This window comes from Natronohydrobacter thiooxidans (assembly GCF_001884735.1).
Taxonomy (GTDB): domain Bacteria; phylum Pseudomonadota; class Alphaproteobacteria; order Rhodobacterales; family Rhodobacteraceae; genus Roseinatronobacter; species Roseinatronobacter thiooxidans_A.
The window spans coordinates 40,791-65,343 of record NZ_MJAP01000009.1; the positions used below are offsets into that span (position 1 = coordinate 40,791).

Here is a 24,553-nt window from a genome sequence, read left to right on the forward strand (position 1 = left end):
TATTTCCACAGTAGAGGTGGAATAATGCCACCTAAAATACTAGAGAGTATCTCCAGCCCAGGATCGCTCTGGGGATCAGAGTGAATTTTCCTGCATGGGGACGGCAGTCCGATCGCAGCCGGTGTCATAGAATCTGCCGACGGGTCGCTTCCAGCAGAGCCGCGCCACGACTGTTCACATTAAGCTTGGAATATATGCGTTTCACATGCGTCCTGATGGTCGATTCGGCGACACCAAGGGACCGACCGGCCTGTCTGAGCGTGTTTCCTTCCGCAATGCTAACAAGCACATCCATCTCGCGTTCGGTCAATGTGACCGGTTCTGACGGGGCCTCGGGGGCAGGCATGACGAACTTAAGAATGTATCGCGCGATTTTCGGGCTGAGGGGCGCACCACCCGCCATCATCTGCGACATCATTTCGATCAGGCTATCCGCAGCACTCTCCTTCAGGATGTAGCCCGATGCTCCCTGGCGAACTGCGGCGACCACGGTTTCCTCATCCTCGAAGATCGTACAAATGGCGGCTTCGACATCGGGTTGCGACCGGGCCAGATTGGCAAGCACATCAAGGCCGGTTCCGTCAGGCAAGCCGATGTCGATAAGGGCTGCATCGAAGCGATAGCGCCGCAAAGCCAACTGCGCCGCGCGCAGGTTGCAGGCAACTGCTGTGGCTTCAAAATTCACCGATTGCGAAAATATGGTCTGAAAGAAGATCGACCAGTCCGGGTCGTCTTCCACAATCAGAACCCTGTGCTTCATACTGCCCCCTTTGCCGCCGTGATCATGGGGCCATGTTACCGCGATTGCGCGCCGTTGTATGTGTTGTTGAAGGTCGCCAAGGGTATCGAGCATTCTACGACCCAGCCTTTGTCGTAGTCCCGGTCGATGGTCAGACGCCCGCCCAGTCGCGCGACGCGGGCTGGCATGGTTTTGAGGCCGCGCCCGCCCGGGTTTTCGGGTGGCCGATTGCGCGCAAGAGCGGCGCCCGCGCCGCTTATCCTGAGGATAAAGTCATCGCTGTCGCCCAGCATGGCCTGCGCCCTGATCTTGCTGTTTTTCCCGTGCCGCAGCGCGTTTGCCAGCGCTTCCTGTCCAATGCGCAGCAAGCTGAGCATCTGGGCAGGTTGCAATTTCAGGCCCTTTACCTGCGACGTACATTCGACGGTGATCTCAACCCCCAACGCTTTGGCCGCGCCCTGGTGGATATGGCACATATCCGAAAGCGCCTCGCCGATGGTATCGACGTCGCGGGCGGTCATGATGATGCGCAGATCATCTAGGCATCCGTGCAATGCATCCGCGCCTGGAAGGTTCTGCGCCTTGAACGACGCCAGCATCATCGACAGCCGATTGCCGACTCCGTCATGTAGATCCTCGATAAGCTGGGCGCGTTCTTGCGCAATGCTTTCCTTTTTCTCGGCAATGATGCGCGCTTCATAGGAACTGCGCAGTTCTTCGCGCGCCGCCTCTATCCTAAGATTAAGTTCAGCATTGGTTTTATGCGCACTTACCCAGGCGCGGGCATAGGCGTTGGCAATGGAAACCGATATGGCGAACAGGACAGCAGGCATCGCGATTGGCAGCAAAAGCACTGTTTCAAATGGCATCGCACCACCAAGCCAGGCCAGATCGTTGATTGTCGGCGGTACGATGCACAGCAATGCAAGCGCCAGTAAGATTTGGTCGCGTTCCGGGCGCATGGCCGTGCGTGCACAGACGAACGCGATGCAGCCGACCCCGATAACTGCGACCGGAAAATAGAACAACAGAGTCCTGTTTTCGAAGAAATAGCTATCAGGAAACAAAAACAGGATCGACGTGCCAAGTACGACCGCGCCAAAAATCACCCGCTCAGGCAGGCGCCAGGTCACACCGGATTGGCGCAACAGAAAAACCGAAAAGAAACCCACGGCCCAAGCGAGGCTGCTTGCCACAAGCGGGACCCAGACAGCGATAGGCAGCGGGACATTCTCGACATGCACATGCAGCGACCGAAGCGCAAAGATCACCATGGCTGCGGCAAGCAGCCCATAAGTGGCGAAATGGCTATGATCGGTCATCCTGCGGCCTTGCAACCAAACAAGGATTAGCGGAATGGCCATCACGAGGGTCGCCAGATTCGTGGCCAGTGGCAGGGTGGTCTGCAAGAAGCTGAGCCGGTCAAGAATATCATCGACCAAGGCTGTCGGTCCAAGCATCAACTTTGATAGTCCAGCAGTGGCGAAGAAGGACGCGGTCACGCGGATGATCAGGGTGTTTTCGCCCACGCGTAGCGCGTTGTCGGGCAGAGGAACCAGCCGTGGCGAGTACCACTCCCAGCTCAACGCGGGGTCTTGTTCGACATCCGCGTAAACCGGCTGTCCGTTAAGCACCAGCTCCACCGTTCGCGACACGCGCGGGATGACGATCGACATGTGCTCGAGCGGAACTTCTTCAAGTGAAAAGGAAATCGTATAGACACCAAGAACCAGCCCTGACGGCGCCCGCCCGTTGACCGGCACGTCGTTGCGCCAGTCCTGTGACAGACGCACGGGGCCTTGACGCAAAAGCTCTTCGCCCGTGTTCAGGACGGTGAATTCAACCGATTGGGCATGATCAAGCGTGACGACCGGCGGCGCTGCGCGATGCGGGTCAAATGTCAGGACCAGATAGCCGACCGCCAGAATGACTGCGCAAAATAGCGTCAGCGTTGCAATGGAATAACTCTGCCTGAGAAACACGATCTGTTCGCCCGCCGCTTCTGAGACACTAGCCATCGGTTATCCATACGTCAACTTGGGAGGCTCCGCGCCGGAAGATTCGTGCTTTCGTCGTGCAGATGCGCATCACTCAGAAGCTCCGGGTCAGACCGATAGAGACCCGCGCATTGTTGAAATCATAGACCTCGATCGTTGACTTGCGACGTTCCAGCAAAAGGTCCAGACGCGGCGCATAGTCGGCAAATTCGATTTCACGATGCAGCAATCCGATTGTGAGTGAACTTGTGCGGTCCGAGCGTACCCGTTGAAACAGGCTTGACGCCGCATCACGTCGCTCGCGCGCGTGGCCAAGCTCCATCGATGTGACCAGACCTCCGTCAAAGGCATATGTCGCCCCGACCCGGACGCCCGCCTGAAAGCCGCTTTCGAAATCGGTCCGCGCGTTCGTGCGGCCAACAAACGTGCTGGCGCGCAGGCCAAATTTCGGGCTTACAACATGGGTCAGATCAACCTGCGCCCTGCGCCTTGTTGCGTCGCGGTTTGGCAGGTTGTCGTGCCGGATACGTTCCAGATCGCCGCGAAACCGCAGCCTCGTGCGTTCGGTCAGGCGGGTTTCAAAGGTGGCGTAAACTCCGTAGCTGTAGGAAAAGGCCGAGGACCCGACCCAGCGGCGCGACCCGGTCAGCCCGAGGCCGCTTTCGCGGCCACCATCGGCGCGCAGGCTCAGCCCCAGTTCGGTGCCAAGGCGTATGTCGTTTAGCGCGCTGTTCTCAAACAGGCGCGCGTCGACGGAGCCCGAAATCCGCCCGCTCAGGTCGCGGGTGATCGGTGGCAAATAGGTCAGCCGACCGGTCATGTGAAGCGCTGTAGCCGCTTTGGCCTGTTCGTTCAGGGTGAATTGCTGACCAAGAATCGTGACAGTTTCCGCATTCGTCCGACGCCCGGGGTTGGATTCGGGCACAATGGCAAAGCTGAACTGCGCTTGCCGGCGTTTGCGTTCCCGAATGCGGTCCTCGTAGGTCTGGATGGCGTTGCGGGCTTCTTGGGGCAGAGCTCCGCCCCGAGCCTGTTCGAAGTGGAAACCGGCCTTTTCATCGTCCTGAACAAGGAAGTAGGCGCGTGCCAGTTCCAGTCGGAAACGTGTTTCAGATGGTGCCAGTGATACAAGACGTTCGAGAATCGGGATCGCGGTACGGGGGCGATTTTCGCGCATATGACCGACCGCCTCGGTCCATGTCTGCAATGCCGCGCGTTGCAACAATTCATGCCGGGACATTTGTTGCGGTGTGTCAGCTTGTCCTTCCGCCGTCCGTGCCACGGCCAGCGCCGGTGTCAAAAGGATCGCCAGACCCGCGGCAAGCAGGTGTCGCAGCTTGAAATTCATCACATGGCCTTGCGCATGTTCGAGGGGAATACGCAGCGCCTCGGTAGGGGCGCTGCGCAAGCCTGTCAGAATGGAACGACGTGCTGGGCGTCAGTTGCGATCTGCCGAGAAAATGCCCTCGACCTTGTCGGTGAAGCCTTCTTCTACATCAAAGACAGTACCATCCAGGATACCGATCACCTGACCGGCGCCATCAGTCAGGAAAGTTCCCTCAATCGTGCCGGTGAACTGGAATTCTTCGCTTGCGGGATTGAACAGTGACCCGCCAAGATTAGCCGCTCCGAAACTGCTACCGGTGATCACGCCATTGCTGAAGGTAAGCGACCCTGTGATGGGAATATCGTCTGCTTCATCGTCGTAGGCAAGGAAGCTGTCGAGGACGCCCGACACCAACGCTGTGTCGAAATTTGCGGTCAGTCCGATGTCGCCCAATACGGATGTTCCTGTTTGGCCTTCGGGGGCGTTATCCAAGACCATTCCCACCGTCCCTGAATAGGTCGCCGATCCATCAAGGCCACCGACATCAAATCCTTCACCGGCATTGCGCGCCAGGAACTCGTCGATCAAGGCTTGTCCGCTGGGATTGAGCAGATTGTATTCGGCGCTTCCGGGTGCAGGGATGTTAGACGCGTCATAGACGCTGTCTTCATTTCCACCGCCGTTGCCGTTGCCGTTGCCACCGCCATTGCCGTCGCCCCCATCGTTGATGGGCTCCCCCGTGCCGCTTCCTCCACTAGTGCTGCTGCCACAAGCCGCCACCGCTGTCAGCAACGGTATCAGGAGCCCAAGCGCCACTAAGCGTTTAATATGCATATTCTTCCCTCTTTTCGATTAATTCCGCGCCGGTAACTTAACAACCGGTTGAGTTCTCGGCGTCCCCCGTTCGGGGGACGGTTTGGAATGTTTTTGGCAATTTCGGTGGCCTCGGGGTGAATGTCAGAGAAACTGATCGGGAAACAGGGCAGCATGCGTTGATCTACTTATCGCGATCACCACGCGCCGGGGAATGGCGACGACTGGTCCGGCCGATGCCCGTCTTTCGGTTCGGGACCCCGTCGAGGAAGCCGAGCCTCACATCCAGAAGGAGAAGGACGCGCTCTTCATCGGCATGCTTCGGATCCATATCGCCAATCTCATCAAGCCTCGCGGGCATGGCGCACCAGCGGTAGAGGCCAGGCCTGCAGCAGATTATTCTCAAGGTCCCCGACGACTACCAGAAAATCAGGCTGTCGAGTTCCACCAACTCGCGGGCATAGATCCCTTACTGGCGATAGAGCGGTAGGTGTTTGATCCCACGGTTTGATTGTGCGATCTTTTCGCAGGAATGGAAGGGAAGCATCTTAGGACAAGTTCGTCAGGGGAGCGCCACGACCACTAACGCTGTCAGAGCTGCAGTACAGCGATCGCAAGCTTCGCTCGCGCAGCTGAGCCGGGAGCTGGGCATCAATCCTAAGTCCGTCGCGAAGTGGCGCAAGCGCGAGGCTGTTGAGTGTTGATTGCCACTTCTGTAACTGAATCGCTCCGGGTTTGTCGGAGACCATCAACTTAAGTTGGGATGATGGTTATGACGAAAAGCAAAATGGCAAATCGCTACTCGCCCGAGGTCCGCGCACGTGCGGTGCGGATGGTGTTCGAGCATCAGGGCTCATACGAAACGCAGGCGGGCGCGATCGCGGCCATTGCACCCAAGATTGGCTGTATTCCCCAGACGCTGCGCGAATGGGTCAAGCAGGCCGAGAAAGACAGCGGCATGCGCGATGGGGTGACCACTGAGGAACGGGACCGGATCAAGGCCCTGGAGCGTGAGGTCCGGGAGCTGCGCCAGGCGAATGAAATTCTCCGCAAGGCGTCAGCTTATTTTGCGCAGGCGGAACTCGACCGCCCACTGAAGCGATGATCTCCTTTATTGAAGATCAGCGTGTTGTTTACGGCGTCGAGTCAATCTGCAGGGTTTTGCCGATTGCGCCGTCAACGTTTTATCACCGCCTTGCACGTCGCGCTGACCCGTCCAAAGCATCGGCGCGACATCAGCGGGATGCGGAATTGCGACCAGAAATCAAAAGGGTCTGGGATGAAAACTATCAGGTCTATGGCGTCCGCAAGGCGTGGCACCAGATGAAGCGCGAGCGCTTTGAGGTGGCTCGCTGCACGGTTGCGCGCTTGATGAAGCAGATCGGCATCCGTGGGGCTGTGCGCGGCAAGGTGGTCAAAACAACGGTTCCAGACACGTCAGCGCCTTGTCCGCGTGACAAGGTGAACCGTCAGTTCCGGGCACCGGCGCCAAACTTGCTGTGGGTCAGTGATTTTACTTACGTGTCAACCTGGCAAGGCTTTGTATATGTGGCCTTCGTCATCGACACATTCGCTGATGGCATTGTGGGATGGCGGGTATCGCGGTCAGCCAAAACTGACTTTGTGCTCGATGCTCTTGAGCAGGCCCTGCACGATCGACGGCCCGTCCAAAAGAGCGGATTGGTCCACCACTCGGATCGCGGCGGGCAATATTTGTCCATTCGATACACCGAGCGTTTAGCCGAAGCCGGTATCGAACCATCGGTCGGCAGCGTTGGTGACAGCTACGACAACGCCCTCGCGGAAACCATAAACGGCCTCTACAAAACCGAGCTGGTTCACCGCCAGGGACCGTGGCGCAACATGCAGGATCTAGAAATGGCCACCCTCGGCTGGGTCGATTGGTTCAACAACAGGCGCCTGCTTGGCCCAATCGGAAACATACCGCCAGCAGAGGCCGAAGAGAACTTCTATGCACAGCGCGACGTGCTCGATATGGTCGCGTGAAGTGAAGCTATAGGTCTCCGATGAAACCGGGGCGATTCAGCCCCCGTGCGGCCCATCCAATCCGCCAACACAGATCGGTCGATAGGCACACCATGACGGGCCATCACCACGGACTGGCGATTGAGCGGCATATATTCTGAATGCTTGGACACGGCGACCTGCGCCAGCAGCGCCTCGGTTGGCCAACTCCCCTCCAATAGATGCGCAGGTGCCTTTGCCTGGACCACACCGGTGCGCCCCTTGGGGCAGGCATATCGGGGACGCACGGTGACAATGACCTGATAGCGCGCGGGGATGTAATCCAGCCGTTCCGTGCGGTCTTCGCCGATCCGGACCATGTCACCGCATCCACAGGGGCAGACGATGCTGTCGGGTTCGACCACCTTCTCGACGCGGGGCAGGCTTTCGGGCAATGCGCGGGCCTTGCGTGTTTTGCGGGGTTTCTTCTTCTCCGGATCGCTCGCGCTGGCCGCTATTTTCTCTTCTGCCTCGGCAATCTGAGCCTGCGTCTCGGCGATAGCCGTTTCCAGATCTTCCAGCGCCAGTTCCAGCTGGGCCGGATCGAGCTTCTCGGATTTCGGCCCGAACTTGGTGCGGCGATAATCCTGAACCTGACCTTCCAGCTTCTCGATCAGCCCCTCAAGCTCTGCGATGAAGGCCTCCTTCTCGGCGACCACAGCCTGTTCGTGCTGACGCGCCGCGCGCTCGACCGAAAGCTCGAGCTGAACAGCCGCGAAGGCCTTCATCACCTCGGGCGGCAGGTCCGGAAACTGGCTGAGATCGAAGGGCTGCGACATGCGCATTTCTACCCGAACCGGGACAGAAAGACCAATAAAACAACGCCAAAAACAGCGGCTTGAGTCATCCTGCCGCAGTCGGTGCCAGAACCCTTTGCGCCACCACCCGCCGCCAATCCAGACCTTCGAACAAGGCTTCCGCCTGCGCCCGGGACAGCCGCATAACCCCGTCCTGAATCTTCGGCCAAGCGAAGCCGCCCTGTTCCAGAACCTTGTAGATCAGCACCATTCCGGTGCCGTCCCACACAAGGATCTTCAACCTGTCCCCGCGTTTTGACCGAAACACCACCGTCACCCCGGAATGCGGGTCGAGCTTCAGCTCCGTCTGCACGATCAGCGCCAGAGCGTTGTGACCGCACCTGAAGTCTACCGGCTTCGTCGCGATCAGGATCGGCAGCCGCTGACCCGCGACGATCATGTCGCCCCGCGCAATGCACGCACCAGCGCGGCCGCGCGCTCCACCGTAACATCACCAGGAACGCGCAAGCGCAGATCGGACCCGACCTCAATCGTCATCACGCCGATGCCAGCCTGCGCGGCCTCAGCCGTGAAAGACACCGGTTGATCCATTGGCTCAGGTAGAATGGACAGCGGCACAAAGGCAGGCTCCGCCGCCTCCGACCCTGGCGATCCGTTCAGCGTATCCATCAGGTCACCCGGCAAAGCCAGCCGACCCTGCCGGGCATGGCGACGCCAATCTGACAGGTGATGTGGGAGCAAATCGTATTTGCGAGCCACATCCACGACCCGAGCCCCAGGCCGATAGCTCTCCGCGACGATCTTCGCTTTCACTTCCGCTGGCCATCGGCGATTGCGCCGTCGCGGTTCAACAATTTCACACCGCCCCATAAATCCATCGCCACCATCCGCCATGCGAAACCTCCATCTGCTCGCGCAGACCTTCTCGCAGGCGCATCACGCGTCAGGAATATAACAAATCAATGGGTTGGAGACGTCGCTTACAGTTAACGCAACAGTCCCCTACGGACCTCGTACGGCCTCAGCTTCCCGCTTACGGAACAGGGAGCCACTCTAAAGCAAATTGTAATTCTTACCAATTCGCTCGACCGCCTCAGCAGCCATCTCGCCACACTTCTGTGGATCCCAGTCGATATCGTCGCGACGCTTCAATCGTATAGCAATACTCCTATCCCAATTGCCACCGTCCGGGTAAGGTTCCGGCAATTTTGAAGGTGTGCCGACCAACTCACACCCAAACAGTTTCGAGCAATTGTCGAACTCTTCTTGGATCAGTTGTGCCAAGTCACGCGGCGTGATTTTCTCTCGCATCACTTAATGCCTCGCATGCTAACTTCTTAGTATCAACTTCTACAAGTCCATCATAGCGGAGAAGTTCCATACCAAACATCACCGCTATGTCGGTAGATACACCAGCAATATCAGGGTGTCTGGAGCACATAATTTGCTTGATACTTTCGACTGTTCTGCTTCCGTCACAAAGACAGAGTAATTCGAGAGATAAATGGCTTAGATGAAGCACCTCAGGCCAGTGCCCAAGTAGCCTTCGGGTCGCCAAAGACTCTCCAGATCGGGGCAAGGTGTCGAGCTCAAGATGTTTCCCGACGCGGAGCTTAAGATCAATGAAGCTGACAGGTGATTCGATGATTCTAACGCCACTACAAACTTTAGGAACTGAAGTGTCAGCAAACGCCTTTACATAGACACGATCCTCCGAACTCTCCCGCTTCTTGTCATTGTGCTCCGATTTATCCTTTTCGTCACCAATGCTCTCAATTGCAACCTCATCAACTATGGCGAAGTAGTCGCTCACAAATCGTATTAGGTCCGGCCATCGAGTTGAGTCAGCGTGCTGCTCTTTGAGAAATCTCAGAAAATCACTTCTGAAGGCCTTTGTCTGAAAATAAGGAGCAAGATCACTTGGGTTAGATTCACTACTTTGGGAAAGGACCCATACCTTGAAACTTTCATACACGTCAATGATATGGCTTTCAGAAGTGTGCAACATGCTTAGAAGCCACGAAAAAGCGCGGGCACCATATAGCAAAAAAGAACGGACTTCCTTAAGCCATTCCCGGTCAAGATCAGTTGGAATGGCGTAAAAATTTGGAAAGATGTTTGGGTAAGATGCGATGAACTCACGGTCCTCATCATCTTGTTCCCACCCCTGATGAGACATATCTGATACGATATCATCAAAAGTAAGTTGTGCCTCATACTGGCGCGAGAGTGGAGTGTCGGCGAGCGGAGCCAATATATGTAGTTGTGGAATGCTATTTTCGTAGGCAGTTGACCGAGCAAAAAAATCAGCTGTGTCTCGGACGTCCAGCACGGTTTCATCTGGAAAGCCTGTGATGAGGGAAACGGCACAATTCATGCCAAGATCACTTGCAGATCGAATGGTATCAATCGCATCAGATAGTACTAAGTTTTTCTGGATGGTGTGTTGAAGGCGTTGAGAGCCAGTTTCAATGCCAAAGAAGATGCCTCTACAGCCAGAGTCCGCCATGATTTCGAGTAATTCCAAATCGACTCGGTCAGTCCGTGCGCTGCAATTCCAGAACAGATCAACTTCCGCTGCCTTCACTAAGTCGCAAAACTCAATAACTTTTCTCTTATCAACGGTGAACATGTCGTGGATTAGATCGAAGAGAGCAATCCCATAGCGATTACGCAAAGAAACCATCTGCTCAACGATCAATTCTGGCGACTTTAGCCGAAACCTGCGGCGAAAAAAGTCGTTAGTAGAGCAAAACGTACATGCGTAGGGGCAACCTCGACCTAATTCCAACGGAATGAATTTAGCCTTCGAGATGGCTGAGTAAAGGTCGAATGATGGAACGGGCAATGCGTCAAGGTTTGCGATTATCGGCGGTGATTGGGTTCTTTTAACATCACCACCTCTGCGGTAGGTGATCCCGGGAACTACAGATACGCATGTGCCTCTCGTTAGTGCTTCGATAAGTGCCGGAAAGGTTTCCTCGGCTTCATATCGTACTACAAAATCGATGAAATTGAATTCCTTCAATGTAGCTTGATCAACGGCCGATGCTTGAGGACCTCCCAGAACCACAGTGCTATGAGGGCGCGCTTTCTTTACGCCTTCGGCAAGTCGCAGGGTAAGTGGATAGGTGCTGCAGATCGTTCCAAAGCCGATAAGATCGAACTCAAGTTTGCTGAGGCGTTCAATGACATAATCGAAAAAGCGTTGTCCTTGACAGTGATGATCAGAGCGTAAGAAGTCATAGTAGGCAGTGTTCAGATCAAAGAGAAAATGATCAATGCCTCGATCCTTTAGGACTGCAGCCAGAGTAAGAATACCTATTGGCGCATGTTCTGCTAAATTGCGTATTGCATCAGCCTCCGCGACGGATTTCTCAAATTCCGTGACGGTAGCTGGGCTAACAAGACAAACCTTCATCGAGGCCTCCCACGCGAGGGTAGTTGTTTGCGGGAGGCTCCCGCAAGCTTGAATCGACTACGCAGCCTCCCGCAATGATTCGCTTTCTACGCTAGAAAACGATAACGACCGTTACTATAACGGATACGTTGCTTGCCGATGCAGCTCTACGGATGGTATCGGCGATGTTATTCTGAAATTCGCCTTTGAGTCCGTCAATCTGCTCCTCGCTCAGTCCCATATCAGGTAAAACCAAGACAGCTTTCTTCGAACGATCTTCAGCCATTAATAAATCCTCCAGTCAGCTTAAAATTTTTATACTGCTCGATGTTGATGTTAACATATCTGAGCCGTTAACGCTACAATTTCTGTCACAGATGTTTGAATCTGTAGAGAGGCTCTGTTGCAACAGAACCCTTTAGAGGCGATCATGTGGTCTAGGTCACGTGGCGGTCGAGCGTCACGGTCGCACCCAGCCATCGCGCTCGCGATCAAATGCCTGTGCGTCTGGCACGTTTGCAATCCCACCGCTATGATCGACAGAAACATATCACCCTTTCGACCATGGCCGACGTCCCGTGGGCGAGGGCTTGGATTGCTTGTGAAAGCAAATTTCTGGAGAAAAATGCGCATATTGACAATCATCACCGCCCTGTTCTGGGCATCCTTTGCCAGCGCCGAGCCCCTGCGCATCGCAAGCTGGAACATCGAGCATCTGGTCGTCGGCACTGACAGCGGCTGTCGGCCGCGTAGCGAGGCGGATTTCCAGCGCGTGCGCGATGTCATCGCAGAAGTCGATGCCGATATCTGGCTCTTGCAGGAAATCGAAGGCGCAGCAGCCCTTGCCCGGGTGTTCGAAGACGATGAGTGGGTGGTGCATATCGAGGAGCGCAGGCCGCGTCGATCCTATCCGGAATGCCGAAATACCCCTGGCCAACGCCTCTCGTTTCAGGCCGCTGCGATTGTCATCCGCAAGGATGTCGCGCATCGCCGTCTGCCTGATCTCAAAGCGCTCGATGTCTCGGGGCGCGGATCGCTGCGCCATGGCGTGCTGATCGAGCTGACAGGCCCCCGCCCTCTCACCATTCTCAACACCCATCTGAAATCCGGCTGCTTTGGAGGCACAGGGCGTCAAGCCTGCGGCGATCTCTTCGCGCAACTGCCTGTGTTGCGCGACTGGTATGACGCACAAAACGGACCCGTCCTCATTGGCGGCGACCTGAACCGTCGTCTCGAGGTTCCGAATGACGCCTTCTGGGCTGTTCTCAACGAGTATAACGACCTGCACATCGCAGGCGCGGGCATCCGCCCGAACTGCCTGCCTCAGTTCCGCGAGTTCATCGATTTTCTGATCCTGAACGATGATGCAGTTGGTGCGAAGCTGCAGGGCTCGTTCGCCGAGACGACCTTCAGCGGGCCGGTCGCCGACTATCCGTCAGACCATTGCCCGATCTCCGTCGATATCGATCTGGGGCGGTTGTGACCGTGGTGCCTACTGCCAAGTTGTCTGAACTGACTGGTTCAAAACCCGTCCATTTCGTCCGTGTGGCGCTCTTCACGCTCCGCTAGATGCTCTCCGTCTTGACCCCCGGCCTTGACGCCGTGCTATTTCCCTTAAAAATATATAACGGCGTAAAGAGCATAACAGATTGTTAACGAAAGCAGCCTATAGTTTATGGAGCTAAGACGGGTGCAAAATGGCGAGTGGGTACGAGAAGGATGCTTGCAGTGGTTCACTGAGCGGAAGCAGAAAAAATAGCAGACGGACACGGAAATTTCAGAGGAGGATAAATAACTTTATTCTCCTCTGCGGCTGGTTAATTTTTTGTATAGTCTGGATTGGCCCTATATGGGCACTGCTATGGTAGTAGTTACCACGAAATACTAATACGAAGTCTCGATACCACACGAAGATTCAATCTTTCCCCACCTTGGGGACCGTTGATGGCATGGATGCCCCCTCCCGACGGCGTCACATTGTGCCAAGGTGATGTTTGTTGAAGACATCACAGAAGGAGAGAGCATCCATGCCATCAACTGTACCGTCCTGAGCGTCAATCAACATTTGAAGATAGCCAGCTTCTTTAACCGACCAGTCAGTGTCGCGGTTTGCGTGGTCGTCACCAATTGCACGTAGCGGGACGACCACCTGTTTGCGAAGATGTGGGGTCTCTTGACTTAGAATGCTCAACCCCACAAGTAGGATTTCCCGAGTCTGTAGAAAACCAAGTTCTTCGACGCGTTCTATGAACCCGCAAACTTCCTTGACTAGATCATATCGGATCAATTCGCTCGTCACGGTTGTGCCTCCCTATTTGAACTCATCTTTATCCCTAGCTGTAGTTGGTTGATTAAGTCTTAATATGTCGGGCGGTGGAGTCAGCAAATCGTGTTGGCGCGCGGGCCTGAAGCGAGCAGCGGCCTGAGCACATCCAAGTAGGAGCGGTCCGCGTTGTTCTTTGCGGCGTGCCAGCGGCCGTAGGCGGCAAGGTTCTTTGACGCGGGGCCACAGAAGGGCTGCATGAAGGCGCGGAACCGGCTGATCAGGGCGTTGACGGTGTTGATGTGGTGACTGCGCGGGGGGCGCTTCGAGCGCCGTCCGGCATTCAGTGAGAAGTGCGGGATATGCTCGTCCTTCGCGATTCGCTCGTAGGTGACGAATCCGTCCGTGCAGAGCACTGCATCGGGCGCCATCACGGGCAGCAGCGCAGCGGATGTTGCCTGCTGGCCCGCATCGGCGATGACCTCGAAAGCCCGGTGGCTGGCGCGATCGGTTACCGCGACGAGCTTCTTCTCCCAGGCCCGCAAGCCCTCCGGAGGTGCCGTCACCGAGCCATTCCATCGCTATGCGCCCGCTCTGGTCCGACCCCACCGCAGGCGTGCGTCGCCCCCGCAGCGCGGCCGGGCTGCCGGCATTGGCCCGAGCGTCGATCTCAAGGACGGCCTCCGCACGCTTACGCGCATCGGCCACGAGGCCCTCGGCTTAGCGCAGCTCCTGCGGGGTCAGGCGGGCGAGCATGCGGCCAAACTCGGTTGGATCGAAGCGGGGCATGGCGGGTCTCCTCGGGCCTCGGAAACCTCAGCATACCTCATTGACGCGTTGAAACAAAGTGCGAACCAACACGATTTGCTGACACCGCTATCCATACCGTGCTGACCGATAACGGCATCCAGTTCACCAATCGCAAGCGAGACACATACGCCTTCGAGCAAATCTTCAGCCGCGTCTGTCGAGAAAATGGCATCGAGCAGCGGCTGACCAAGGTGAACCACCCTTAGACGAATGGCCAGGTCGAGCGGATGAATCGTTCCTTCAAGGTAGCAACAGTGAAGCGATACCACTACGAAACCCATTCCCAGTTGCAAACGCTCGTCACAGATTTCATCGCGGCATACAATTGCGCGCACGGTCTGAAGACGCTCAATGGCCTCACGCCCCAAGAATACATCTGCAAAATCTGGACAGCGGAACCAGAAAGGTTCATCGTTTGCCCAAGCCATCACACGCTGGGACTAAACACCTAGTCGCTTATCTCGAGCGTGCCCGCCCGCCGATAGACGCAGCAGGCTGGCCACCCTTTCGGCCGTTTGCTTGAGTGGCAGCTTGAACAGCACCTTGATCGACAGGCAGAACCGGATCGCCGCATCAGAGAAAACCGGCGGGTGCCCCGGACGGCCCTCATGCGGCGCGTACCAGCCCATCTCCTTGTCCAGCCAGAGCAGCAGTGACCCGCGCTTGCTGAGGGCCGCGTTGTCGTCAGACCAGTTCGTCACGCGGTAGTGGGCGGGCTTAGGCTTGCTCATGCCGCCCATCTAACCGCATGAATTCATGATGTGCATCCCGCGCGGTCGGGGTTCTGCAACATGTATAACCGCCCCATGCGCAAGAGGGTTTCTAGATCAGTTTCGCGCGCTGTCGGGTGCTGACATGTATCCGGCCTCAGTTGCGGCCATCACCATGCCGCGGGCCCGTATGGTGTTCGCGGATCAGGTCCCAAATCAACGCCGCGTGCTCGATGGCACTTTGTTGCAGGCTGGATTCCCTGATCCCGTCTCACGACCGTTGCGCCAAACTTCTCCTTGCCCTCTTCCGCGCCGACGTCCTCGCGACCGACGGTCGGCTTACGCCGCCGCGGTCGGAGACCGGTAGACGCCGCCACGGGCCATCAAAGCCCAGACGATCCGCGCCATCTTGTTCGCCAGTGCTACGCGCACCAGCATCGGCGGCTTGCGCGTTAACATTCCACCCAGCCAGGTGCCCGGCCGGGCTGCGGCATGGACATGCCGTTTGATGATGACGCTGTTCGCCCCGATGATCAGCAGCCGACGTAAGGATCGCTCGCCCATCTTCGTCGTGGACCCTAGCCGTTGCTTGCCACCCGTGGAATGCTGGCGGGGTGTCAGACCCAGCCACGCCGCAAAGTCGCGCGCTTTGCGGAAGGTCTCAGGCGGCGGGGCCAGCACCGCGATGGCGGTGGCGATCAGGGGGCCTATGCCGGGCACCGTCATGAGCCGCTGGGCCACCTCGTTCTCCTTGGCGCGGCGCGCGATCTCGGCGTCGAGCTTGCCGATCTCCGCTTCAAGATGGGTGAGGGTGCTGACCAGCACCTTCAGCGTGCCGATGGCATCGGCGGGCAACCCGCTGCCCGGGTCCTCGACTATGGCGAATAGTCGTGCAGCGTTCGCGGCGCCTTGCGGCACGATCTGGCCGAACTCGCCCAGGTGGCCCCGGAGCGCATTGATCGCCTGCGTCCGCTGCCGGATCAGGAGCTCGCGGATCCGGAAGACGGTCGCGGCTCCTTGGGTCTCCTCGCTCTTCACGGGCACGAACCGCATCGTCGGGCGCATCGCCGCTTCGCAGATTGCTTCGGCATCAGCCGCGTCATTCTTCTGGCGCTTCACGAACGGCTTGACGTAGGCGGGCGGAATCAGCCGCACCTCATGTCCCAGCTTGCCAATCTCGCGGCCCCAGAAGTGGGCACCTCCGCAAGCTTCAATCGCGACAACGCATCGCTGCAGCTGCCCGAAGAAAGCCAGCACCTGATCCCGCCTTAGCTTTTTGCGGAAAATTGCACGCCCAGCAGCGTCAGCACCATGCGCTTGGAACACATTCTTCGCCAGGTCGAGCCCGACCGTGATAATCTCCGACATGACCGTCCTCCTTTGTGGATCCTCACAGACCCACCTTGGCACAAAGATGCCGTCAGGGGGCGGTCACATCATCAACGCCCATTGTCGGGGGGGGGGGGCGAGCACATCATCAAAGCCTATCAAGGTCGACGCGGCTCGCGAAACATCGCGATTACGTGAACCTTCCCGCAATCAGGATGACCAATCGCCTTCATTGGCGATCAACTTTTCTCCAAGAAAAGGATATCAATCTAATAATAACCCTGAGACAGTATCTGGAGAATGCCGCCAGGAGATCACTGTTCCTAACAGGTACCGCTAAGACAGGGCCTGTTATCCAGTAAATGGTAATGAAAACTCGCCCTAAGAAGAACTTGCACAAGAACTCATCTCGAAAACTTCGTAGAAACACCACATCAGGATGATATGGATTCCTGTAAGCTGCTGTCGCAACGAAGCAAGACCCTCCAGAAGAATGAGCCTCCTCTTCCTGCTCCTCGTTGTCGAGAGGCGGCGTGGGTTTGGCTGGCTCATTTGTAGAATTATCTGGAGGACTATTTGAGAAAACTGAATCTATGTGATTCTGCCAAAAATTATCATCATCATCTTCGATACTACCTTGATCAGTTTCACCGGCATTAATTGGCAGGCCATCATGGTTCAGATCTAAGTTTGTCACAAGTGTCTGCGCAAGCTCTGGATTGAACCAGTTAACAATGATTTCTGCGCCAAAGTCATGGAATATACCACCTTCGACGGTCCGGGGAACAGAACCCAGAAACTCCATAAACTGCGCCTTATCCATCTGGTTGAAATAGTAACTCAATTCCTCGGCACGCTCGGCAGCAGTCATGAAATCAAGAATAAAATCCTCAATATCATGCATGCGATCTCCGCGACCGACAAGCTCCACCTCAAGCTTTGACCTCTCGTCACGGATTATCAAATTATAACTGCCGCTAGAATGATCTTCAAAGGCCGAAAGCGATTCAATAAAATAAAGGTCGTCTTTGAAAAGGCCGCCGAAGCTAAGCACGTCACCATTATCAGGATTGAAGTCGATGATTTTATGGCTTCCAGATCCCTCAAAGTGATACAAATTCATTCCACCATTACCCGCGACGGTCGCCTTGTCACCAGCTATATGGAATAGGTCATTTCCATCGCCACCAATCAAGGAGTCGGATTCGCCAGAAGATACAAATATATTGTCCCCTCCATCTGACTCCATATGATTTTCTCCGGCTCCCCCTTTGAGAATATCGTTACCCCGCCCTCCGTAAATTAAATCATTCCCCTCCCCTCCCGACAATATATTGTTACCCGCTACACCTCGGATAATATCGTCGCCGAGATTGCCGAATATAGTATCGTTACCCTGACTTCCAATCAGATAGTCAGATAGATGAAGATTTGGGTCTATCAGCTGATCTGTGCCCATCATGGAGACACCCACGCCATGAAGTGTATAGGAAATTTTCATCAGGCTGTTCGCGCCAAGTTCTATGTTTCCATTTTCATCTTGCAGTGTTTCCTCGTTCCGCGTCGTGACCAGGCCTCTTGCATGAATAGAGAGAGGATCTCCCTCATCCACTTCAGTTCGCGGATCATCATGTGCGCTCATATATTGAGCCCACACATGGGTGTACTCATCAGGAATAAGCTTGTCGTTTATGCTGAACTCTATCGAATCGTCGCTTCGATTTGATATGAATATCGTGAGCTGCTCTCTCGATCCATAAGCTTGTATCAAGATGAGGTCGCCATGCATGCTCTGGTCGAGATTTAAAATTACGTTTTCAATTTCTACATCAAGAAGTTTCTTGCCGATCAAATTCTGCGCCATCATCCTGTATGCTTCACCGGCCGGCGTTAGGTGTATGTCTATTTCATGGGGCTCCTTTCCCTCGCCATGTGTATGCGACATTTTTGCAAGCTTTGAAGAGAGATGCTTATAATTGGTGCCCCAGACGTTGGCCTCATCGACACCATTTTTTATCATTGTTTTAAATGTTTCTGTGAGCAAACTGGCTTGCTCCATGCCAGTTATTTCACTATAACTTGAGATATTCCATTCGGAAAACAACACCTTCAGGTTGCCGAAGCCCTCATCGTCAAGAAACTCTTGGATTGCGTTCCATCTTTGGGACTGCCCCATGGCCTGCGCCAGGTTCCTTGGATAGAAGTGAGCAATTACCATGTCGATATTTTCTTTTGCCTCGGAATCCAAGCCATTGATTATGGTGGTATTGCTTTCAGGACCGCGCCAATATGCACCTGTTTGAATCGCTATATTTGGTTGAATCCATTCATGCGGAGAGCTTAGTTTTTCTCTATGCATTTCATAAATTACACCCAGCCCTTTAGCATAAGCATTCGCGATTAACCCGTATTCCTCTGCGGTCATGCGTTCGTCGTGATACCACCACTCATTACCGATTTCGAAGGTTCTAAAAACGGGTGGCCCATATTTTCCATCAATCATGTCTGCGACGGTTAGCAGAAACTCACTCAGCGCTTCTTCGTCTACGGTTCTTTGCCCGAATTCGCCCTCAGTCAGAAAAGTATGAGTTGGCAGAACAAAGGTAATATCGCCACCTCTTTCATCTGCAAACTCCAGTGCTTGCCTCAAAGACACAATGTCTGGGTGGTCATCCTCGAAAATTTTCTTTAATGAACCATCTTTGTGCGAAAGGCGCTCAGTGACCGTTCCGCCTGGATATCGAAAGTTTGTTGCTTCGATCCAGTTTGAGAATCGGTCTAGGGGGCTCCCTGGCGAAGTGCGGTTACCACCATACATGATATTGCTGCCGAAGTGGGCTTGTGTAACGAGCATATGATTTCACCCCTAAATTCTTGAGAATTCTGGGTTAGTGGGCTGAATCGCTGGTTAAGATGGATAGACTCCGGGAAAAGTTATTCTTGAAAATTGTCCTTTTTCAGTCGCAGTGGGCGAGGTTGCAGAACTCTCTACCGTTGAGGATTCACATCACGAATCCATGTGGTTAGCCGAGCGGCATGAGCAGGCCGAAATCCGTGCTCTATCTCACGGCGAACTCGTCCTCCTATAACGATGCGTTCAGGAAGCGCGGGCCGTTACTGATCTAGCTGGACAAGAAGACGGCCAGGCACGCCCCGCATGAAGGCCGGTCTGGACGCCCAACGGCGTTGGCGAATGCGACGATCCAGTTCTTCCTGTCGATCAAGATGCTGTTCAAGCTGCCGCTCAGACAGACCGCCGGGATAGTCACCAGTCTGCTGCGGCTCGCGGGGCAGAGTGGCGCCGTCAGTTTCTACAAGTTCGACATCACGCTACCGCGCGCACCAAGGCTGCTGGAGCTGACGTGCGGCACGACCTCCCAGCCGATTCTGGAGATCACACAAGGTCAGGTCATCAAGGAAAGCCTGATCATTCTCCGGTATCTCGAACAGGTTTTTGCGGATCCACCCATCGCGCGCAGTGACGCCTGTGAGCGCGCTGTCAAGAACATGCTGGTCACGCTAGAGGGGTCGCTCACGGTGGCTGGTTATACATTCGTGATGAACCACGACTGGACCCGGCGCGCCCGGTTCGAAGCAACGATGTTGAACCACTATGCTCGGCTGAATGATTCTCTGGTGCAGATCAATCCGGCGGGAACCTGGCTTTTCGACCGCTTCGGTTGGGCGGAGGCGGTATTCACGCCCCTCTTCAGGCGTTTCTGGTTTCTCGAATATTACTGGGGCTTCGACTTACCGACCGGGGGGGCGTTATGCCCGCATGTGCAAGTGGCGCGAGGCTTGTCTTGACCATCCGGCAGCGCAGCAGGTTATCCGCGAAGAGATCTTCAAACTCTATTACGACTATGCGCTCGGCGCGGGAAACGGGGCGCTTGTCGAGAGCCGCACGCGCTCAAGTTTTGTCTTTGCGCCGCATTGGTCCGAACGTCCATGGCCGCCAACAGATAAATACGCGCCAACCGCTTCTGACAGGGATCTGGGCCTGCTTTAATCGGTATCAGCGACCGGTGTCAGGATAGCGGTTCGGCGACAAGGGCCGACAGCGCTTCGATCAGGCTGTCGGCATCGTGGCGCAGCGGGTCGTCGATGGCCTCAGTCAGCCCTTGCATCATCACGACACCCAATATGGCAAAATGCAGCGCCACCGCCTCGCGCCGGGTCGCCTGCGGATCTTTGCCGGGCACGTCCAACGCTGCGGCCAGCGCATCGTACATTTGCCGCGTTACCGGGTGGATCGAGGTGTTGATCGCACCATTGCCACGGGCCTTTCCCAATCGCGCACCCATTTGCGGGGCCAAATACATCAGCCGGAAGCGCTCCAGATCCGCCAGATGAAACCGTGCAATCTCATTGACAAAAGCCGCCCTAGCCTCGTTCGGATCGCTTGTCCCTGAAACCGCGGCGATCCCCATTTGTGCCTCGCTTTCGACCCCCGGCAGCACCACCGCCACCCCAAGCGCCTCCTTGTTGGGAAACCAGTAGATAACCGCCTGCTTGGTTACCCCCAGACGGTTGGCCACGGCATCGAAAGTCAGCGCGGCGGGTCCGCCCTTGCGCACCAGCGCCCGCGCCGCTTTGACAATCCGCTCCCGCGTATTACTCGATCTTGGAGCCATAGCCTTACCCTTGCGTGTTTACCATTGGTAAGTTACATTACCTACCGATGGTAAGCAAAGGGGGAGTGCAATGAGTGTTCTGAAGCTTTTCGCTTTTTCTCCGGCCTGGGGGCTTCCGACCTCCGGGCCATTTGCGATCAAGCTGGTTGCCTGGTTGAACGCCAACAAGATTCCGTTCGAACTGGTCAATGAGAATCGCTCGGGCAAGGGGCCGTTGGGGAAAAGCCCCTGGATCGAGATCGGAGGAAAGCGCTTGGGCGACAGCGATGTCATCATTGAGCACCTCGCACAGCGTCACGCCATCGCCCTGCCCGGCAAACCGGCCACGCCGCCTGCTGCCACCGCCTATGCGTTCAAGACCATGTTCGAGGAGCATTTCCATCAGGTCCTCGAATGGGAATTATTCGTACACCCCGAAGGTCTTGCCCATATCCGCTCGGTCATCAGCGAGGCCGCACCCGGCCTGCTTGTGCCGACGATCACCCGGTCCATGTACAGGCATTTTTCTCGTCAGCTTCACGCTCGCGGCATCGCGCGCCACACACCGGAACGCATCGCAGCAATAGGACAAGCCGATATCGACGCACTGGCCGCATTACTGGCCAGCCAGCCCTACATTTGCGGAGATACGCCGGGGCTGGCTGACTTCGCCGTGCTCGGACAGGTCGCACCTCTCGCCCGATGGCACATGCAAACCCCGGTCGCCAGTGCCGTCAAGGCCAACCGCCCCGTTATGTATTGGTGCGAACGGCTGATTGCAGAGTATCTATAACGCCCTCTGCGGCAGTCGATTTCACGTGGTACGGCCCCGAATCGGCTCATTCTCCAACCGCATTCCCCACGACTTTCTCTTTCCGGTCGCGCCAAATGACCAGCATCACCAACAGGAGATCCGGAAGAGAACAATGCCACATGATATCTTGGGCAAAGGTGCATTCGAGTGGATCGGGTCAGCCCGGCTATTCGGAAGTGCTGGCCTTGGGCTGTTCGATCACGGATTTCACCTTGGCGACCAATGCGCAGGGCGTTTTTCAGCGCATGTTGTTGCGCATCGCCCTTATTCAGGCCGATTCGGGCACGGCGTTGCATATCAGCATCCAGCAGCCAATCGATGATGAACAGGGGCCGTTCGATCCGGCTGATTTCGCGCAATGCGACCGCAAGTTCATGCTGTCGGGGATAGGATGCAAATTTCCGCAAGAGTTGGCATGGCGGCATCGCGCCCACCACCATGGTTGCCGCGCTGCGCAGTATATCTGCCCAGTTTTGAGCTGATGACGTGATCCCTGACCTTGCCGCCGATCAGGCCCTTCAGTTCCTTTGGGCAGGATGCCGGATCGAAGATGTAAAGGCGCTTGGAAGGCAGATCCCGGATGCGGGGGATGAACTGAAATCTCAGAAGGGCGGTGACGGCGAAGTCGTGGTCGGTGAACCCGCCCGTGTCGGCATACTGTTCACGGACTTTCTGGCCTGCGTTTGTCATCAACAGGCCATCGAGGATGTAAGGGGCCTCGTTCACCGTGGCCGAGATGGTCTGGGTGGCGAAACCTACTGATCTGATCCCCACAATCGCCAACGCGATCATCAAAACCTGCATCCCATGGCGACTTCAGCCCCGCGTATAGTCACAGTTGCTCGATGGCCACCAGGGATCACACCTTTGACAGCGCTGAAATTACACCACATGCTCGGACACTAACGAAAATCTTTGGGCAGTGCTGCCTGCAGCTTTGGTACTGCGAGTGCCATGCTCCTGCCAACCGCCTCTCTACGAGAGGGAGCACACGTTTTTGCAACATGCGCCTGACCGTTTAAAAAGCGTAGATCAAGCACGAGCATCTTCGTGGAACTTGCGGCGCTTGCCCAAGTCTGGGCTTGTTAGTCCAAGTTCAACGACGCCCAAAGCGAGCTGAGCGGCAGAGCGAAGTTGCCCTCTCCCATGGTCAGTTTTTCCTGCCCGAGATAGAATACTATTCCGACGCTGCGGCGCCCTTTTCCCGGCCCGTCCTTGGCGAACCATTTCAGGTGCTTGAAATCATCGGCCGCGACTGTGGTTGCCGCCTTGACTTCGATCGCAACCAGCCGATGGCCTCCATCGATCATAATGTCGATCTCGCGGCGGTCTGCGCTGCGCCAATGATAGAGGCGATAGTCTTCGTCCTGCATCGGCAAGGCACGCTGCAACTCGCCGACAACGAAGCTCTCCAAAAGACCTCCCAGTGCTTCGGGACTATTGCCGATGTCAAACGATCTGTCGTTCAGTCGGCGAAGCGCACAGGCAATTCCGGTGTCCACGAAGTGGAACTTCGGTTGCTTTATATCTCGTTTGCTCTCCCCCGGCATCCAGGCGCTCAGCTTGGTCACCAGTGAGAGCCGCATGAGAATGTCGAGGTATTGATCGACTGTCTCGCGTTTGAGCTTTGCCAGTTTTGCCAATTCCGAGGTATTGATTTCTTGCGCGGTCCGTGCCGCCATTTGGTCGATCAGAAACCGAAGTGCATCGGGCTTTCGAACCGGCATGACATCAGCGACATCCCGATCCACCACCGCATCGATATAGTCGCGATATTGCCGCTGTCGTGATCGGAGGGGCAGCGCGCGGATTTCGGGATATCCGCCCATGAGGATGAGCTCGATATAGTCTTTGCGCCCCAGTGGTGCGGGATCCGAAATCTGCGGGAGCGTCGGGACCGACTGCATCGCCCAATCGATCAACCGGCTGACCGGCGCCCGATTGGCCTCGGCACTCGTCAGCGGCCAGAGTTTGAGCGTCTGCATCCTGCCCGCCAGCGAGTCGGCGACCTCCGCCGCTGTGAAGATGTTGGATGACCCCGTCAGGACAAACTGCCCTTTCCGGCGATTGCGATCGACGATTTTCTTGATGGCCAGAGCAAGTTTCAGAGACCTTTGCGCCTCATCGATAATAACCGGTGCATCAGGCTGTTCTTCTGCAAGGCTTGTCAGCTGGCCTTCGGGATCAGCCTCCATCGCCGCCAGGATCGCCGCATCGTCCAACGTGATGAAACGACCTTGCCTAAACAGGTCACGAACAAGGGTCGTTTTACCGACCTGCCGTGGCCCGACAAGATTAACAACTCTTGCAGTTGCCAACGCTTCCCGCAGTTCAGGCGTCAGATGTCGCGGAAGATATTCATCGATTTCACCCATTTCACGAGATGCCTAACAGATATCTCCCGAAATGTCCATTAGTGATCTCACCATCTGCGCTATACACGCTTCACCAAACACCCGTCACGCTCATTGTCGCTTTGCCTTTAAATCGGGTCATCCTCAATTTGTGTGTCACGGTCTGACCGAGCTTCACAGATTGAAAGGATAAGGCCGTGGTATCGAAGAAGCATTGGGCTCCAACCGCCAGCGTGGAGGTTGGTGAGGTCCGCCAGTCTGCGACGGGTGCATGGGTCGTATCAGGCAGACTGGCTCCGAATGGCATCTGCCCAGAGTGCGGGACGTCCTCAAGACAACGACATGGTTGGCGGCGCCGGCGGATCGAGGATTTTCCTGCTCAGGGCCAAGCGGTTTGGATCGAGCTCAGGGTTTGTCGATGGCGATGTTTGAACTCGGATTGCCGCCGCCGCACGTTTTCCGATCGCGATGCGGCGGTGGCGACCCCTTATGCGCGCCGGACGTCTCGACAGGCGCAACTCTTAGGCCATATGGCGCACGCCGCTGGCGGCACCCCAGCTGAACGGCCCTTGCGGCGACTGGGTATCCGGGTCAGTGACGA

19 protein-coding genes, 6 pseudogenes and 1 other annotated feature are annotated in these 24,553 nt (G+C 56.1%); of the genes and pseudogenes, 7 read left to right on the forward strand and 18 right to left on the reverse strand.

Features of this window, described 5'->3' with window-relative positions:
* Nucleotides 1-124: 124 nt before the first annotated feature.
* The 4 genes from BG457_RS06575 to BG457_RS06590 form a co-directional block, all read right to left on the reverse strand.
* A complete protein-coding gene (locus BG457_RS06575; RefSeq protein WP_071796236.1) occupies nt 125-760 on the reverse strand; it encodes a response regulator in 636 nt (211 codons plus the stop codon).
* Nucleotides 761-795: 35 nt separating this feature from the next.
* A complete protein-coding gene (locus tag BG457_RS06580; RefSeq protein ID WP_071796237.1) occupies nt 796-2,757 on the reverse strand; it encodes a sensor histidine kinase in 1,962 nt (653 codons plus the stop codon).
* A 73-nt stretch (nt 2,758-2,830) separates the two neighbouring features.
* The gene (locus tag BG457_RS06585; RefSeq protein ID WP_071796238.1) at nt 2,831-4,084 is read right to left on the reverse strand and encodes a surface lipoprotein assembly modifier; all 1,254 of its coding nucleotides are present in this window, start codon (nt 4,082-4,084) and stop codon (nt 2,831-2,833) included.
* A 90-nt stretch (nt 4,085-4,174) separates the two neighbouring features.
* Entirely contained in the window at nt 4,175-4,897 is a 723-nt protein-coding gene (locus BG457_RS06590; protein WP_139257589.1) for a hypothetical protein, read from the reverse strand.
* A 524-nt stretch (nt 4,898-5,421) separates the two neighbouring features.
* On the opposite strand from BG457_RS06590, the pseudogene BG457_RS20525 reads away from it, so the two are divergent.
* Together BG457_RS20525 and BG457_RS06610 are read left to right on the forward strand one after the other, a co-directional pair.
* Nucleotides 5,422-5,562 (forward strand): annotated as a pseudogene (locus BG457_RS20525) (IS481 family transposase); the annotation flags it as partial.
* Between the two features lie 86 nt (nt 5,563-5,648).
* A protein-coding gene (locus tag BG457_RS06610) for an IS3 family transposase (protein WP_139257590.1) occupies nt 5,649-6,883 on the forward strand; the annotation gives its coding sequence in 2 pieces (ribosomal slippage) (nt 5,649-5,943 and nt 5,943-6,883; 1,236 coding nt in all).
* Nucleotides 5,936-6,052, forward strand: a sequence feature (AL1L pseudoknot). (Overlaps the previous gene by 117 nt.)
* 38 nt (nt 6,884-6,921) lie before the next feature.
* Here BG457_RS06610 and BG457_RS06615 read toward each other — a convergent pair.
* The 6 genes and pseudogenes from BG457_RS06615 to BG457_RS20165 form a co-directional block, all read right to left on the reverse strand.
* Nucleotides 6,922-7,680 (reverse strand): annotated as a pseudogene (locus BG457_RS06615) (transposase domain-containing protein); the annotation flags it as partial.
* A gap of 64 nt (nt 7,681-7,744) precedes the next feature.
* Entirely contained in the window at nt 7,745-8,098 is a 354-nt protein-coding gene (tnpB, locus tag BG457_RS06620) for an IS66 family insertion sequence element accessory protein TnpB (RefSeq protein WP_071796242.1), read from the reverse strand.
* Nucleotides 8,095-8,553, reverse strand: coding sequence for an IS66-like element accessory protein TnpA (tnpA, locus tag BG457_RS06625; RefSeq protein WP_071796243.1), 459 nt, complete (start codon nt 8,551-8,553; stop codon nt 8,095-8,097). Before tnpA ends, tnpB begins: the two co-directional genes overlap by 4 nt.
* Nucleotides 8,554-8,712: 159 nt before the next feature.
* Entirely contained in the window at nt 8,713-8,970 is a 258-nt protein-coding gene (locus BG457_RS19905; RefSeq protein WP_139257591.1) for a hypothetical protein, read from the reverse strand.
* Nucleotides 8,945-11,080 (reverse strand): B12-binding domain-containing radical SAM protein, encoded by a 2,136-nt coding sequence (locus tag BG457_RS06630; protein ID WP_071796244.1) that lies wholly within the window; start codon nt 11,078-11,080, stop codon nt 8,945-8,947. The genes BG457_RS19905 and BG457_RS06630 overlap by 26 nt, the downstream gene beginning before the upstream one ends.
* 91 nt (nt 11,081-11,171) lie before the next feature.
* Nucleotides 11,172-11,345, reverse strand: a complete 174-nt coding sequence (locus BG457_RS20165) for a hypothetical protein (protein ID WP_175546751.1) — start codon at nt 11,343-11,345, stop codon at nt 11,172-11,174.
* 339 nt (nt 11,346-11,684) lie between these two features.
* Here BG457_RS20165 and BG457_RS06635 point away from each other — a divergent pair, with 339 nt between their 5' ends.
* Entirely contained in the window at nt 11,685-12,542 is an 858-nt protein-coding gene (locus tag BG457_RS06635; protein WP_071796245.1) for an endonuclease/exonuclease/phosphatase family protein, read from the forward strand.
* A gap of 489 nt (nt 12,543-13,031) precedes the next feature.
* Here the strand turns inward: BG457_RS06635 and BG457_RS06640 are convergent, their stop codons facing one another.
* Nucleotides 13,032-13,358, reverse strand: a complete 327-nt coding sequence (locus tag BG457_RS06640; RefSeq protein WP_071796246.1) for a hypothetical protein — start codon at nt 13,356-13,358, stop codon at nt 13,032-13,034.
* Nucleotides 13,359-13,438: 80 nt separating this feature from the next.
* Nucleotides 13,439-13,888, reverse strand: a complete 450-nt coding sequence (locus tag BG457_RS06645; protein ID WP_139257593.1) for a hypothetical protein — start codon at nt 13,886-13,888, stop codon at nt 13,439-13,441.
* Between the two features lie 312 nt (nt 13,889-14,200).
* On the opposite strand from BG457_RS06645, the pseudogene BG457_RS06650 reads away from it, so the two are divergent.
* A pseudogene (locus BG457_RS06650) lies at nt 14,201-14,584 on the forward strand (integrase core domain-containing protein); the annotation flags it as partial.
* A gap of 27 nt (nt 14,585-14,611) precedes the next feature.
* On the opposite strand, the pseudogene BG457_RS06655 reads toward BG457_RS06650, so the two are convergent.
* The 3 genes and pseudogenes from BG457_RS06655 to BG457_RS06665 all read right to left on the reverse strand — a co-directional run.
* A pseudogene (locus tag BG457_RS06655) lies at nt 14,612-14,863 on the reverse strand (transposase); the annotation flags it as partial.
* 318 nt (nt 14,864-15,181) lie between these two features.
* Complete coding sequence (locus BG457_RS06660) at nt 15,182-16,210, reverse strand: IS110 family RNA-guided transposase (protein ID WP_071796248.1); 1,029 nt, start codon at nt 16,208-16,210, stop codon at nt 15,182-15,184.
* 190 nt (nt 16,211-16,400) lie between these two features.
* Nucleotides 16,401-19,025: a calcium-binding protein gene (locus BG457_RS06665; protein ID WP_084657518.1), complete on the reverse strand. Its 2,625-nt coding sequence runs from the start codon at nt 19,023-19,025 to the stop codon at nt 16,401-16,403.
* Nucleotides 19,026-19,207: 182 nt separating this feature from the next.
* Between BG457_RS06665 and BG457_RS20530 the strand changes: the two are divergent.
* Nucleotides 19,208-19,531, forward strand: a pseudogene (locus BG457_RS20530) (transposase); the annotation flags it as partial.
* 668 nt (nt 19,532-20,199) lie between these two features.
* Here BG457_RS20530 and BG457_RS06675 read toward each other — a convergent pair.
* A complete protein-coding gene (locus tag BG457_RS06675; protein WP_071796250.1) occupies nt 20,200-20,805 on the reverse strand; it encodes a TetR/AcrR family transcriptional regulator in 606 nt (201 codons plus the stop codon).
* 70 nt (nt 20,806-20,875) lie between these two features.
* Here BG457_RS06675 and BG457_RS06680 point away from each other — a divergent pair, with 70 nt between their 5' ends.
* Nucleotides 20,876-21,577 (forward strand): glutathione S-transferase family protein, encoded by a 702-nt coding sequence (locus BG457_RS06680; protein WP_071796251.1) that lies wholly within the window; start codon nt 20,876-20,878, stop codon nt 21,575-21,577.
* Nucleotides 21,578-21,756: 179 nt separating this feature from the next.
* Here BG457_RS06680 and BG457_RS06685 read toward each other — a convergent pair.
* Nucleotides 21,757-22,351: pseudogene (locus BG457_RS06685) on the reverse strand (Tn3 family transposase); the annotation flags it as partial.
* 332 nt (nt 22,352-22,683) lie between these two features.
* Complete coding sequence (locus tag BG457_RS06690; protein WP_071796252.1) at nt 22,684-23,973, reverse strand: ATP-binding protein; 1,290 nt, start codon at nt 23,971-23,973, stop codon at nt 22,684-22,686.
* Between the two features lie 212 nt (nt 23,974-24,185).
* On the opposite strand from BG457_RS06690, the gene BG457_RS20715 reads away from it, so the two are divergent.
* Nucleotides 24,186-24,553: transposase family protein (locus BG457_RS20715; protein ID WP_425434914.1), on the forward strand; the 368-nt coding region annotated here is incomplete at its 3' end.

What these genes read in the sequence shown, in the direction of transcription:
- BG457_RS06585 (WP_071796238.1), bottom strand. Translation starts at nt 4,084, where the DNA reads ATGAATTTCAAGCTGCGACACCTGCTTGCCGCGGGTCTGGCGATCCTT.
- tnpB (WP_071796242.1), bottom strand. Translation starts at nt 8,098, where the DNA reads ATGATCGTCGCGGGTCAGCGGCTGCCGATCCTGATCGCGACGAAGCCG.
- BG457_RS06630 (WP_071796244.1), bottom strand. Translation starts at nt 11,080, where the DNA reads ATGAAGGTTTGTCTTGTTAGCCCAGCTACCGTCACGGAATTTGAGAAA.
- BG457_RS20165 (WP_175546751.1), bottom strand. Translation starts at nt 11,345, where the DNA reads ATGGCTGAAGATCGTTCGAAGAAAGCTGTCTTGGTTTTACCTGATATG.
- BG457_RS06575 (WP_071796236.1), bottom strand. Translation starts at nt 760, where the DNA reads ATGAAGCACAGGGTTCTGATTGTGGAAGACGACCCGGACTGGTCGATC.
- tnpA (WP_071796243.1), bottom strand. Translation starts at nt 8,553, where the DNA reads ATGGCGGATGGTGGCGATGGATTTATGGGGCGGTGTGAAATTGTTGAA.
- BG457_RS06580 (WP_071796237.1), bottom strand. Translation starts at nt 2,757, where the DNA reads ATGGCTAGTGTCTCAGAAGCGGCGGGCGAACAGATCGTGTTTCTCAGG.
- BG457_RS06635 (WP_071796245.1), top strand. Translation starts at nt 11,685, where the DNA reads ATGCGCATATTGACAATCATCACCGCCCTGTTCTGGGCATCCTTTGCC.
- BG457_RS06680 (WP_071796251.1), top strand. Translation starts at nt 20,876, where the DNA reads ATGAGTGTTCTGAAGCTTTTCGCTTTTTCTCCGGCCTGGGGGCTTCCG.
- BG457_RS06665 (WP_084657518.1), bottom strand. Translation starts at nt 19,025, where the DNA reads ATGCTCGTTACACAAGCCCACTTCGGCAGCAATATCATGTATGGTGGT.
- BG457_RS06660 (WP_071796248.1), bottom strand. Translation starts at nt 16,210, where the DNA reads ATGTCGGAGATTATCACGGTCGGGCTCGACCTGGCGAAGAATGTGTTC.
- BG457_RS06690 (WP_071796252.1), bottom strand. Translation starts at nt 23,973, where the DNA reads ATGGGTGAAATCGATGAATATCTTCCGCGACATCTGACGCCTGAACTG.
- BG457_RS06590 (WP_139257589.1), bottom strand. Translation starts at nt 4,897, where the DNA reads ATGCATATTAAACGCTTAGTGGCGCTTGGGCTCCTGATACCGTTGCTG.
- BG457_RS19905 (WP_139257591.1), bottom strand. Translation starts at nt 8,970, where the DNA reads ATGCGAGAGAAAATCACGCCGCGTGACTTGGCACAACTGATCCAAGAA.
- BG457_RS06675 (WP_071796250.1), bottom strand. Translation starts at nt 20,805, where the DNA reads ATGGCTCCAAGATCGAGTAATACGCGGGAGCGGATTGTCAAAGCGGCG.